12 protein-coding genes are annotated in these 13,220 nt (G+C 53.9%); 5 read left to right on the top strand and 7 right to left on the bottom strand.

The window, feature by feature from the left end; genetic code table 11:
* Window positions 1-2 precede the first annotated feature (2 nt).
* Entirely contained in the window at window positions 3-800 is a 798-nt protein-coding gene (locus BMY44_RS05145) for a DUF4198 domain-containing protein (RefSeq protein WP_089991072.1), read from the bottom strand.
* On the opposite strand from BMY44_RS05145, the gene BMY44_RS05140 reads away from it, so the two are divergent.
* The 4 genes from BMY44_RS05140 to tsf all read left to right on the top strand — a co-directional run bounded on the left by BMY44_RS05140 (window position 799) and on the right by tsf (window position 4,692).
* A complete protein-coding gene (locus BMY44_RS05140) occupies window positions 799-2,127 on the top strand; it encodes a HupE/UreJ family protein (RefSeq protein ID WP_089991070.1) in 1,329 nt (442 codons plus the stop codon). The genes BMY44_RS05145 and BMY44_RS05140 overlap by 2 nt on opposite strands.
* 102 nt (window positions 2,128-2,229) lie before the next feature.
* Entirely contained in the window at window positions 2,230-2,796 is a 567-nt protein-coding gene (locus BMY44_RS05135; RefSeq protein ID WP_131801575.1) for a GNAT family N-acetyltransferase, read from the top strand.
* A gap of 162 nt (window positions 2,797-2,958) precedes the next feature.
* Complete coding sequence (gene rpsB, locus BMY44_RS05130) at window positions 2,959-3,738, top strand: 30S ribosomal protein S2 (RefSeq protein ID WP_089991064.1); 780 nt, start codon at window positions 2,959-2,961, stop codon at window positions 3,736-3,738.
* A gap of 81 nt (window positions 3,739-3,819) precedes the next feature.
* A complete protein-coding gene (gene tsf / locus BMY44_RS05125; protein WP_089991062.1) occupies window positions 3,820-4,692 on the top strand; it encodes a translation elongation factor Ts in 873 nt (290 codons plus the stop codon).
* 412 nt (window positions 4,693-5,104) lie between these two features.
* On the opposite strand, the gene BMY44_RS05120 is transcribed toward tsf, so the two are convergent.
* The 6 genes from BMY44_RS05120 to BMY44_RS05095 form a co-directional block, all read right to left on the bottom strand.
* Window positions 5,105-5,860 (bottom strand): LuxR family transcriptional regulator, encoded by a 756-nt coding sequence (locus BMY44_RS05120; protein WP_089991059.1) that lies wholly within the window; start codon window positions 5,858-5,860, stop codon window positions 5,105-5,107.
* Window positions 5,857-6,306 carry a type II 3-dehydroquinate dehydratase gene (gene aroQ, locus BMY44_RS05115; protein WP_089991056.1) on the bottom strand — a complete coding sequence of 150 codons (450 nt, stop codon included), beginning with the start codon at window positions 6,304-6,306 and terminating at the stop codon, window positions 5,857-5,859. The genes BMY44_RS05120 and aroQ overlap by 4 nt, the downstream gene beginning before the upstream one ends.
* A 100-nt stretch (window positions 6,307-6,406) precedes the next feature.
* Window positions 6,407-7,750 (bottom strand): TRAP transporter large permease, encoded by a 1,344-nt coding sequence (locus tag BMY44_RS05110; RefSeq protein ID WP_242650487.1) that lies wholly within the window; start codon window positions 7,748-7,750, stop codon window positions 6,407-6,409.
* Window positions 7,743-8,381, bottom strand: a complete 639-nt coding sequence (locus tag BMY44_RS05105; RefSeq protein WP_089991053.1) for a TRAP transporter small permease — start codon at window positions 8,379-8,381, stop codon at window positions 7,743-7,745. Before BMY44_RS05105 ends, BMY44_RS05110 begins: the two co-directional genes overlap by 8 nt.
* Before the next feature lie 42 nt (window positions 8,382-8,423).
* On the bottom strand, window positions 8,424-9,440 hold the full coding sequence (locus tag BMY44_RS05100) for a TRAP transporter substrate-binding protein (RefSeq protein ID WP_089991050.1): 1,017 nt from the start codon (window positions 9,438-9,440) through the stop codon (window positions 8,424-8,426).
* A 223-nt stretch (window positions 9,441-9,663) separates the two neighbouring features.
* A complete protein-coding gene (locus tag BMY44_RS05095) occupies window positions 9,664-11,892 on the bottom strand; it encodes a hypothetical protein (protein ID WP_089991047.1) in 2,229 nt (742 codons plus the stop codon).
* Window positions 11,893-12,159: 267 nt separating this feature from the next.
* Here BMY44_RS05095 and BMY44_RS05090 point away from each other — a divergent pair, with 267 nt between their 5' ends.
* A complete protein-coding gene (locus tag BMY44_RS05090) occupies window positions 12,160-13,209 on the top strand; it encodes a TRAP transporter substrate-binding protein (RefSeq protein WP_089991044.1) in 1,050 nt (349 codons plus the stop codon).
* Window positions 13,210-13,220: the final 11 nt, after the last annotated feature.

Genomic DNA, 13,220 nt, shown 5'->3' with positions numbered 1-13,220 from the left:
ACCTAGGGGACAGCCCAAGTGATATTTGCCCAGAGGGTTTCCCACACCGCACCAGTATTGGCCGCCAGCGCCGCAGAGGGTTCGCGCAAGACCACTGCATCAGCCATGTAGGAATGACCCGACTTCACGGGCACCGCAACGCGGCCATTGCCGTCGGTCTGGTAAAAGGTGACGTTCACGGCACCGTTCGGGGCCTTTTCAAAAACCTCGAAGCGGGCATTGGCCCGTGGCGCATTACCATAGAACAACTGGAACTGCATGCCGCTTGATAGTGAGTCGGTATAAGGGTTCGTCATGGCGACAATTTCGGTCTCCAATCCGGTACGAACATCCGATCCACCGGCAGAACCGACACCGACAAGGCTTTTCGAATATCGCGTGTAGACTTCCACAAATCCGCTATCGGGTAGTCCGCGCGCGTCATGCCGTGTGCGGACGTCTCCAAACCCCTTATGATCGATGAAATTCTGAAACTTTTCCCAGCTTTCATAGTCAAGCGTCGCAGGTGTGCTTTGATAACTCAGCACATGGAGCCCTTCGCCAAGGGGTGCGACGTTCACAGCCGGATTGTCACCATTTCTGCCACCGACGGGGGCAAGCCGCCCATCGGAAAACATCTGGAAGCGTACAAATCGCTGCGTGAGATAGGGTTGCCTACCGCCTTGAAAATCTTGGCCATTGACAAGGTCGCCCTGAATCATAGTTTGCACGCCAATCGTGTAATCGCCCGGTTCGATCCAGAATTCATGAGCGAGGGCAGGCCCTCCCAGTAGGGCCAGAACGAAAGAGAGTGTGCGCATGTCAGTATCCTTTTTGTCAGCGACTAGGGTGGCCCTTCTAAAGTTGATGTCAACCGTCTTGCTGGTCTGGATCACGCTTGTGTCAACGGCTGCCGCGCACGAAACTTTGCCAGCGATAGCGGATATGACCAAAGAAGGTGACCAGCTTGTATTTGACATCAGGCTTAACGTTGAAAGCCTGTTGTCCGGTATCGACCTGACCAGTTTCACGGACACGAACGATGCCCCGCAAGCGGCGGTCTACGATGATCTTCGCGCACAGGATCCAGCAGCGCTCGAAGCCGCATTTACTGATTTCTGGCCTACGATGGCAGAAAATATCGACGTTCTCGTGGATGGAACGCCAGTTCCGCTGACCTTAGCCTCGGTTTCGGTGCCCGAGGTGGGTGACGTGGACAATATCCGCACATCTGATCTGCAATTTACAGCTGCACTGCCCGAAGGCGCAGACACTGTCAGCGTTGGTTGGGCATCCGAATACGGTGTCCTTGTCTTCCGTCAGATGGGCGTGGATGCGGCTTATACCGACTATCTTGAAGCCGGGGCTTCAACACCTGCCTTTTCATTGACTGGTGGCGATCAGGCAAGCGGATTGGCAACATTCATAGAATACATCCCGGTAGGTTTTGACCACATCGTTCCAAAGGGGCTGGACCATATTCTGTTCGTTTTGGGCCTGTTCTTTTTATCCACACGCATGCGGCCTCTGATTTGGCAGATCTCTGCCTTCACACTTGCGCACACGATCACACTGGCGCTGGCAGCATTGGGCTGGGTCAACATCCCCGGATCTATCGTCGAGCCGCTGATCGCGCTGTCAATTGTCTATGTCGCAGTCGAAAACATCTTTACCGACGGATTGTCACGTTGGCGCCCGGCAGTCATCTTTGGATTTGGTTTGCTGCACGGACTTGGCTTCGCCTCGGTGCTGGCCGAATTTGGCCTGCCAGAAAATAGTTTCATCCCGGCGCTCATCGGCTTCAATATCGGTGTTGAAATTGGACAGCTCGCTGTTATTGCCGTCGCTTTCCTGTGTGTCACAAAAGCGATCGACAACAGCAAAGGCGGAGATGCGAACATCCCCATGGCTGTCGCCTATCTGGTTGCCATGGCGGCTGTGTTCCTCCTGATGATACCGCTTTCCGGAACGGGACTTCTGCCGGACCTGATCCCGCTCATCGCGATCGTTGCGATCCTGCTTGGACTGTCTGCGGTGTCGGCATCAGTCCCACGCTTTGATGGATACCGTGAAATCGTGGCGATGCCTGGCTCGGTGCTGATTGCCGTTGTCGCTGCATATTGGTGTGTAGAACGCGTGTTTCTCTAGGCGGAATCATACCGGTCTCGGCCGAAAGTATGGGATACCTTACCTTGCCCGTTGGGGTTGCATGGCAATATCCATGAAGATGCACCGAAAAGGGAACGGTTCATGACAATCACATTGCGCCCGGCTGCGCCGGAAGACGCCATTCATATCGCCGAACTCGCGGATATTGCAGGTGATGGCTTTCCCAGTGCCATCTGGGCAAGCACAGCAGAACATGGCCAAACCGCAATTGACGTCGGCGCGGAACGGGCCAAGCGTGAGACCGGCGTGTTTTCCTACAAACATGCGACAATCGCGGAATGTGACGGAAAAATTGCAGGCCTTGCGATTTCCTACATCAACGGCGACACGCCCGAAGTGATCAGCGAACAGACGCATCCGATGTTCCGGCCAATGGTTATGCTTGAAAACGAAGCACTCGAAACCCGCTATGTCAGTATGCTGTCGACGTATCCGATCTATCGCAAAACGGGCGTAGCACACGCCTTGCTGGACCGCGAAGAGCAAAGACCCGGGCCGCGGGGCCTGTCACTGATCACCAGCGATCATAACATCGCAGCGCGCAAGTTTCTGGAGCAGCACGGCTTTCACGAAGCCGCTGTGGTGCCCGCGATCAAGATTAACTGGGACACCCCCACAAAGAGCTGGCACCTTTTGCGCAAGCCCTGACAAAACGGGCTTGCGCGACCGGTTTTCTCATCCTATACGCCACGCACTTAATCCCGCAGGCGGGGGCGGGTGTAATGGGGAGAAATCCCAAAGCATCCACCGGTTGGACCATCAGGTCTGATACCCCCGCTGAGGCTTGAAACCGGAAAAGGATACGGACACATGGCTCTTCCTGAGTTCTCCATGCGTCAGCTGCTTGAAGCTGGCGTTCACTTTGGCCACCAGACAGCGCGCTGGAACCCAAAGATGCAAAACTACATTTACGGCAGCCGCAACGGCATCCATATCATGGACCTGACACAGACAGTTCCAATGCTTGACCAGGCTTTGCAGGTCATCCGCGACACTGTCGCAAAAGGTGGTCGCGTTCTGTTCGTCGGAACGAAGCGTCAGGCACAAAAGCCGATCGCAGAAGCTGCCGAGAAATCGGCACAGTTTTTCATGAACCACCGTTGGCTTGGCGGCACGCTCACCAACTGGCAAACTGTTTCACAATCCATCAGCCGCCTGAAGGCAATCGACGAAGCCGCCGAAAACGGCTTTGCCGGTCTGACCAAGAAAGAGCGTCTGGGCATGGAGCGTGAGCAGGGCAAACTGCAAGCTTCGCTGGGCGGCATCCGCGAAATGGGTGGTGTGCCTGACCTTCTCTTTGTCATCGACGTCAACAAGGAAGACCTCGCCATCGCAGAAGCGAAAAAGCTCGGCATTCCAGTCGTTGCTGTCGTTGATACAAACTGCTCGCCAGCTGGCGTTGACTACGTCATTCCCGGCAACGACGACGCTGCTCGCGCAATTGCACTCTATACAGATCTTGCTGCGCGTGCAGCGCTTGACGGGATGCAAGCACAGATGGGCGCTGCAGGTATTGATCTGGGCGAAATGGAAGAGATGGCTGAAGAAGCTGTCGCCGAAGAAGCCGCTGCAGAAGCAACAGCCGAGTAAGCACTTCGCTTTCAAGATTTGAAACGGGGCAGGGGCCATCCTTGCCTCGCCACCCCTATTATTCCGCTTAGGAGAAGTAACATGGCAATCACCGCTGCAATGGTGAAAGAACTGCGCGACAGCACGGGCGCAGGCATGATGGACGCCAAAAAGGCCCTGACAGAAAACGATGGCAACATGGAAGCCGCGGTCGACTGGCTGCGTACCAAGGGCCTCGCAAAAGCCGCCAAAAAAGCTGGTCGGACGGCGGCTGAGGGTCTTGTGGCCGTCGCGGTCGAAGGCGGGAAGGGCGTCGCAGTCGAGGTTAACTCAGAAACTGACTTCGTTGGCAAGAACGCTGACTTCCAGAAAATGGTTGCGGGAATTGCCAAGGTTGCGCTGACCGTTGATAGCACCGAAGCCCTGAAAGCCGCCGATATGAACGGCAAGACCGTCGAGCAGACAGTGACTGACGCAGTCGCGGTTATCGGCGAAAACATGGGCGTACGTCGCATGGCAATGGTCGAAGGCGCATCAGTCGTGTCCTACGTCCACAACGCTGCTGCGACCGACATGGGCAACATCGGTGTTCTGGTGGCACTTTCCGGCGAAAACGCGGCGTTCGGTCGTCAGGTTGCAATGCACATTGCTGCAACGAACCCGGCTGCATTGAACGAAGCCGAACTTGATGACGCGGTCATCGAAAAGGAAAAGCAAGTCCAGATGGACATCGCCCGTGAATCCGGCAAACCCGAAGCGGTTATCGAAAAGATGATCGTTGGCCGGATGAAGAAATACATGGCCGAAGTCACGCTCGTGAATCAGCAGTTCGTCGTGAACCCGGACGTCACTGTCGGTGAAGCCGCGAAAGAAGCAGGTGTAGAAATCACTGGTTATGTCCGTCTTGAAAAGGGCGAAGGCATTGAGAAGGCAGAAGAAGATTTTGCTGCTGAAGTGGCCAAGCTGAACAGCTGATCAAAGCCTTAGAATGAACCTTACGGCCCGTCAGTATCCTGACGGGCCTTTTTTTATGCCGGCAACTTTTTGGCTCTCGAACTTTTGATAGACCGCAATAAGAACGGCACCGCGTTCGGGAGAAACGCGATGCCGACTTAAAAGCCGTGCGCGACCAATGGGATGGGGACAGGCGCACGTACCACTCACTTTTTACCACCAGAAAGGGGCTTAGCCCTTTGGGTGATAGCGCGGACCGGCTTGCCTTGAAATCGCAAGGGTTCCGATCCGCTGTTCCCAGGCCTAAGGCCACCACTCACGGAACAGGGTCAGATTGCCAATTAACCTTACGTCAGGAAAGTAAGGGAATCCCGACCTTTGATGCCGATGTCTGAAAGTTCCCCTTGGAACGCGTCAAGAAGAAGAATGCGGTCTAGACGTCAAGCACAAACATCTGGTTGTAGAATGCAGCTTTTAAAACGGCTTGTGCTGTCGTTTCGACGTCCAGCGCTTCGCGTGCAAGACGCAGATGCTTTTCGACAGTTGCCGCCGTCAGACCAAGCAGGACAGCAATGTCTTGGGTAGTCTTGCCATCACCAACCCATTGCAGCACCTCGCGCTGACGTTTTGTCAGCGATCGCGCACCCGAATAGGGCAGGGTCAGAAGTTTCAGGTGCATGACATTGTTGATTATTGTGATTTCTTCACCATGCTCGGCCCACATAGCCTCGACATCGGTTTGGCTCAGGCCAGGACGTGCTGTAAGCGCGATAGCACCTTTCGTGCGTTCCGACACTGACCGAAAGCTCACGGTATATCCGGCGATAACATCACGTTCGCGATTGAACGCGATGACTTTCTTTTCGCCTTCCGTCAACATCCCGCCAGCGGCAAGTTCGCCCATCCAGCGCCAACTACATGCACCGTTGTTTTCCAGCGCCCAACGGACCATCGGCGCATGAAAATGGTGACCTTCGTTGATCCACGTTTCCATGTAATCGGGCGCGTGGTTCGTCAAAATCACCCAATCCTGCGGATCACCCAATGAGCTAGAGGTGCGATAGCGCGTGTATCCATAGATCAATCGATCAAACCCATACTCCGCCATCCAGCGCGTGTGATGGTCCCATAGTTCGTCGTCGGTCTTAACGCTGATCAGTGTATTGAGACGTTCGGTAAGCTGGCTCATGACGACTGAGATCCAAGATGACCGACCATCGCCGACAGCGCCAACGGATAGCCACCAGCACCAAAACCCGCGATCACGCCAAGCGCGACTTTGGCAACATAGGAATTATGACGGAATGCTTCACGGGCATGCACATTTGAAAGATGCAGTTCGATCGTCGGTATTCCGACCGAGCTGACAGCATCCATCAGCGCAATTGATGTGTGCGTGTAAGCACCGGCATTCAGGATAATCCCGTGGTGAGTGCCACGTGCTGCGTGGATTGCATCCACAAGCTGACCTTCATGGTTGGACTGCATAAAGCTGACCGATACGCCCAACGCCTTGGCTTGTCGTTCGCAAGCGTCCTGAATATCCGACAATGTCGTCGTTCCGTAGACTTCAGGTTGGCGTGTCCCCAGTAAATTGAGGTTTGGGCCATTCAGGATCAGGATGTGGCAGCTCATGGAAACGCTTTATCATTAACCAATTGAGGTGGATATTGAAAACCGCTGAAAACGCGAATTGCAACCCTCGATGGTGCCCTGAACACATCATTTCCGCGATTTACACCCCGTAGAATGCGCGGACGAGCCAAAGTGTAATTGGCGGAAATGCAACCAAAAGCGCGATGCGCACCAGATCGGACAGGACGAAGGGCAGGGCACCGCGATATGTCTCACCAATTGTGACGCCCCTTGCCATTGCGTTAATAACAAACAGGTTCAGGCCAACAGGCGGTGTAATCAACCCTATCTCGGCCGCCATCAATACAAGTATTCCAAACCAGATACCGACCTCTGCAGGCGGTATCCCGAAATCAAGTCCGGTAATGATCGGTACATAAATCGGTACCGTCAAAAAAATCATGGCAAGTGAGTCCATCACGGTGCCAAGAAGAATATAAAGCAACAGCATCCCGACAAGAATTGTCCAGGGGCTAAGATCAGCTTCGCGGAAATAGGCAGCAAGCGTCTGCGGCACGAACGCAGAGGAGAGAAACGCATTGAAGATCCCAGCAGCAAGAATGATGAAAAAGATCATCGCCGAGGTTTTGCCGGTCGCAAGCAAACTTTCCGTCGTGGCCGACAGCGTCAACTGATCAGATCGCCACGCAACGAAAGCTGTACCTGCCACGCCAACGGCCGCTGCGGCGGTCGGCGAAAATGCTCCTGTGTAGATACCACCAATCACGAGAAGAAATATCACAGCAACAGGAAGGATGTCTCGCAGAGCCTTGAACCGGATACTGTAGGGCTGGCGGGGCAGCGCGCCGCCCGCACTCGGAACAAGCCGGGCGTATATACTGATCGTGATGAAATAGCCGACCATCGCAAGAAACCCGGGAATGAACGCCGCCGTGAATAGCTTCTCGATATTTTCCTCTGCCAGGATCGCATAGACCACAAGGACGACAGAGGGTGGGATCAGAATGCCCAATGTACCGCCGGCCGCCAGAGCACCGGTCGCCAGCGAACCTGAATATCCCGCAGTTCGCAGTTCTGGTAGCGCAACTTTTCCCATGGCCGATGCTGTCGCCAGTGACGAGCCACAGATTGCACCGAAACCAGCCGACCCACCCACAGCAGCCATCGCAATCCCGCCTCTGTGATGACCAAGCCAGGCTTCTGCAGCCTTGAAGAGCGCACGCGACATGCCGCCGCGTGTGGCGAACTCGCTCATCAACAAGAACAGGGGAATGATCGACAAGGAATAGTTCGTCAGCGTGCCATATGCAAAGGTCTTCAACTGGTTGTCCATCATCAACATGTTGCCGTTAACAAGATAGCTCCCCGATAAACCAACGACGAGCATCGCTGCAGCCAGTGGAATGCGTGCAAACAAAAGGGCAAGCAGGACCGGAAACGACAGAAGGCCAAGCTGAAAATCTGACAAGAATGGCTCAAGCATCGCGCGGCGATCTACCTGCAAGCCTACCAAACCCGCGACATACACAGGCCAACGCCACGACGAAGAAGATAACTGTCAATGTCTCAGCGACAACGTAGGTCGGCCACAACTTGATCCCGATAATCTGGCTCTCCTGACTATCGCGCAAGCGATCCCAGATCTCAGCCCAACGTCCAGTGACGAATAGTTCGCCCCAAAGCGGATCATCCCGACGCGCCGGTTTGAAAATCAGAAACCATTGGCGGGTCATCAAAAGGTACGCAATCAAAAACAGGAGGATATCGCCAATCAAATCAAGCACTTGATTCACACGACTGCTGAAAAAGCGTTCAAACAGATCGACTTTGATGTGCCCGCGATGCCACATGACATAGGGCAGTGCAGCAAAAAGCGCAAAGCCAACCCCAAATTGCACAAGTTCCTCTTCACCTAGAATAGGATTGATCCAGTCGAGTACTTCAGGTGCGTTTGAGGCCCCAAAAATCCCATCAATTCCACGCCGCACAAGCTTACCGCATATGGAGACACAGGTTACGACAGTCGCAAAAACCAACCCTAATCCACCTAGTATGGCGACACCGGCGCAAAGACGGTCAATCAAACGTTCCAATCGAGTGAAAACGTGCATCATGACCGTGCCTTCGCAAATGCCACCGGAACAGGACGACTTTGTCTACTTGTTTGCAGCAATCAGCGCGCGAGCATTTTCGATCGCAGCAACACCATCGAAACCTTCGTCTGTCGCGCGGGCCGCCCACGCATCATAGACTGGTTGCGATGCGGCAATCCAACGTTCGGTTTCAGCTTCGTCGAGTTGGATAATGTTGTTTGCCTCCGCCTGCTTGCGCCCGACAACATCGCCTTCAAGCATCACGCCAGCAGCAAATTCTGCCATCGCGGCACCTGTTTCTGCATCAAGGATCGACCGCAGGTCTTCTGGCATTGAATCATAGACATCCTGGTTCATTGCAAGGATGAACGTCGCCGTATAAAGCGCTGTATTACCTGAAAATTCCGTGTGGTTTGTCACAAGTTCAGGCAATCGGATCGAAGGTGTGATTTCCCATGGGAGCGCGGCTCCAGAAATTACGCCCTTGGACAGATTTTCAGGGATTGCAGGCAATGGCATCCCGACCGGCGTTGCGCCCAACTCGCCAAGCAATTCCGTGACAACGCGGGTCGGACCGCGCATTTCCATACCTGCAAGGTCTTCCAACTTTGTTATCGGCTCTTCCGAATGAAGCAGCCCGGGGCCATGTACCCAGCCAGAAAGCACGTGAACTTCATCATATTCGCTATCCTGCAAATCGCTCTCGATCAGCGACCAGAACGCCTTCGAAGTTGCAACGGAATCTTCCATAATAAATGGCAGTTCAAAAACTTCGGTCTGATTGAAACGACCGGCAGTATAGCCGGGCAGGGTCAGGATCGCCTCAACGGCACCATCAGCCGCTTGATCGTACAAATCACCCGGACGGCCACCAAGTGACATCGCCGGGAACAATTCGATCGCGATGCGGCCATCGCTTGCCGTTTCAACTTTCTCCTCGAAAACAGCCAGCATGTTGGCGTGCAAAGATGCTTTCTCTGACATGAAGTGATGGATGCGGATCGTCACGTCCTGCGCCGTCGCTGAGGCTGCGCCGAAAGCACCGAGGGCGGCAGCCAATGTCAAAGTCTTGATAGTCATGTTGCGGTATCCCTTGAACGTCGCAGAGTCGCGCAACCTTACAGCGCCATGGTGGGATTGTTTACTGGAATCGACAACAACAACGTCGCAGGGCGCTTTCAGGAAATAGTTACTGCAAATAATTGATATCAATATTAAAAGTGTAAATTCGCCTTACATAAAAACATTACATAATACTGATTATACGCAATTTATATCTGAGGTATTCACCCCACCCATCTGGCTACACAATATCCAGATCGTTGCGCAAATGACCAATCAGGCTGTCCTCAATGACAAGTACGCTTCCGTCATCAAAGTCGAAACGTACATCACGGCCATCCTGTATCGCATAATCGAACACGTCAGTGCCCCGTGCAAACCGGATATTGTCGATCTCGATCGTATCTGCGTTGTTTTGAAAATCGGCGATCACGTCCTGACCATCGCCGACGTCAAAGTGAAACGTGTCGCGGCCGCTGCCCCCATTCAAGATGTCGTCACCGACACCGCCATCAAGATAGTCGCGCCCCGAACCACCTTCGAGCGTGTCGTCACCTGAACGCCCGAACAGCCGATCATCACCGCCATTGCCGCGCAATTTATTTGCACCCTTGGTCCCGGCCAACTTGTCATCACCGCCATTCGATCCGGACACGCTCTCAAAGCCTTTGATTGTATCATCGGCAGCCAGCCCACCAAAAGTCGTGTTGCGCAGCAGATCAACGTCAACTGCCTCTTCGCTTGCGTGATAGCTGATCATGTCCCGTCCTGATCCGCCATTGTAGCTATCAGCGCCGGCACCGGCCCAAAGGATGTCATTTCCGGATCCCAGCGTCACGATGTCCGAACCAGCTCCATCCCGTACCCGGTCATCGCCACCGTAACTGCGCAGGATATTGTTACCGTCGTTACCGGTGATCGTATCTGCTGCGACACCTGATCCGCCGAGCCCTTCAATGTTGCTGATCTTGTCATTGTAAGCATCACCAGCGATCCCCGTGTTGACGTTCAGATCAACAGTAATGCCAACAGAGCTGTCATAGTACGACAGGAAGTCGGTCCCAGCACCGCCATCAAACAGATCTGGCCCGACGGACGCACGCAAATAGTCGTTACCGTCACCGCCATAAAGGCTGTCGCGGCCTGCACCATCATAGAGACTGTCATCATGCGCACCGCCGAAGATACGATCATCGCCGTTGCCGCCAAATAGAATGTCCCTGCCCTCAAGGCCAAAGACCGTGTCGTTACCGTTATTTCCGGTTAGCCGATTTGCGACCTGATTGCCCGAAAGCGTATCGTTGAACCGGCCACCTTGCGCGTTCTCAAGGATGGATCGCAGGTCTCCTCTGTAAAGAAATGCGTTTGCGATGTTGCCCTCTGCGTAGAGTCGATTTCCGTCCGCGTCGCGACCTTGGGACGCGTGCATGCCGTCACCAAGGCTTATGAATGCGCCCGGTGCCAGATCGATGTTCACGCCGCGATCGGCATTTGACAGATCAATCTCATCGACCCCGTTTCCATCCCACAGTGTGCGCAGAATCTTGTTATTGCGCGGGGCACCCTGCCCTTCGCCATCGATGAAGAATTCGCCGGTTGCGAAATCAACCGTGTAGACAGTGTCGCCCGCGTTGCTTTGAAAGTTCGCACCAAATTGGTATTGCAGCGTCGCCACGTCGGCCAGCATAAATGTCTCTGGCCCGTGATTGCTGCTGAAAAACAAATCATCGGCGTCCGGATGTTCAAGATATGACATGACGGACCATGATTGCCCGCGATACGCTTCAGGCAATGCACCTTCGTCATGCCCGTGCGCAAGCCCAAGGCCATGACCCAACTCGTGAATAATCAGATGATCGGCATACGATCCTGGCGGGCCCAGGGCACGATCTGGGTTATAAACGTGCATGACACCCGAAGAACTCCAGGATGCATATGCGGTCGCCGTTCCGACTTCATTGCCAAAATATAGATTTGCAGTCTGCACATCGGGATCAACCTCTTCGAACTGCACACCGGTCAAAGAGGTCACGTATGCAAAAACCTCCAGATGCCGCGCCTCAGCTTCCGCAGACAACTCAGACCAATCCGGGTCGTTGCGGTAGGTTTGGGGCAACTCGAATGAGTACGTCAGGACAGTCCCGTCGGTATAAACGTAGTCCATCAAAAGGCCATTGATCAGATCGTCAACGACAGCATCTCCTGTCTGCGCAATTTCATTGCTATACTGACGTCTGTAGTTGGCAACCTGCGTTGCATCATCGATCAGATTGGGCATGTCAGGATCCGCACCATACTTGCTACGCCCCACCCCATGCAGGGTTTTCGCCATGAACTGCGGCAGCGGTGTGTTCGGAGTTTGACGATCAGATGACAGTGCGAAAGACTGTTGGTTTCTGTCGAACAGTCCGGCGAAATGGCGTGCGTTGGATACCTTTTGGAAACGGGCAGGTACGCGCACGAGCATCATGTCAGCGCTAACGACGCCGTCCAATATGCCTATCTGGTAAAAAAACCATACCAATTACTATGAGATTAAATAGTCCCTTCAAACAACTGAATTAGTTTTAATTTTACTCAACGCATACAATAACGTATGCGTTTAGCCTGTGCTTTGGCATGATTTTTCTGACAATTTTGGACCCACAGTCCTTGCCTAATCACCTAAAATCGGTGCTTATTTTGCACAGCATTCAATTGCGAGCCCGCTCGACGGGAAAACTTTGGGAGGACATCTATGAAACATCGCGTACTCGCTAGCAGCCTGGCAGTCACACTCACAGTGGCCGGAGCCGCCAACGCGCAAGAAACTTTTGAAATGACATCCGCATTCGGGAAAAACCTCCCGATCCTTGGGACAGCCGGTGTGGCCTTTACCGAAAAGATCAACGGAATCTCCGAAAGCGTCGAATTCGAGCACTTTGATCCAGGCGAACTGGTTGCGACGCTCGAGGCATTGGACGCTGTATCCAACGGTTCTGTTGATGCGGCCTATACAACGTCAGGATACTGGCAGGGTAAAATCACTTCGGCTTCACTGTTCGCGGCCGTGCCATTTGGCCCGGAAGCAGGCGAATTCCTTGGCTGGATGTTCTATGACGACGGTCTGACACTGTTTCAGCGCATGTATGATGAAGCGGGCTACAACGTCCATGTCATCCCATGCGGGATCATCGCGCCGGAAACTTCTGGTTGGTTCAAGAACGAAATCAACGGAATTGAAGATCTTGAGGGGCTGAACATGCGCTTCTTCGGTCTGGGTGCCGAAGTCATGCAGCGTCTTGGTGTGTCCACATCGCTTCTGGCGGGTGGTGACATCTTCCCCGCACTCGAGCGTGGCGCGATCGATGCGACCGAATTCTCTATGCCGCGGATTGATGCGCGACTGGGGTTCCACAACATCGCCAAGTACAACTACTTCCCTGGCTGGCACCAGCCTGCCACGATGTTCGAACTGCTGGTGAACAAGGACCGCTGGGATGACCTCGACGAACGGTCGCAAAAGCAGATCGAAGTCGCTTGTATGGCCAACATCACCGACAACTATGCCGAAGGTGAAGCCACGAACTATGAGGCGATGGTAGATAACACCGAAAATAATGGTGTGATCATCAAGCAATGGGATGCCGAGATGCTTGACCTGTTCGAGTCCACCTGGAACGAGGTGGCAGCAGAACTGGCGGCAGAAGACCCATATTTCGCGGAAGTTTGGGCTGACTTGCAAGAATACCGCGAAGGCTATGACATCTGGAATCGGAACATCTATCTGCCGCGTCCGCGCAACTAAGCAGAGTGTCT

It is taken from the genome of Cognatiyoonia koreensis (genome assembly GCF_900109295.1).
Taxonomy (GTDB): Bacteria; Pseudomonadota; Alphaproteobacteria; order Rhodobacterales; family Rhodobacteraceae; genus Cognatiyoonia; species Cognatiyoonia koreensis.
This window is presented reverse-complemented; position numbering and strand designations above follow the sequence as displayed.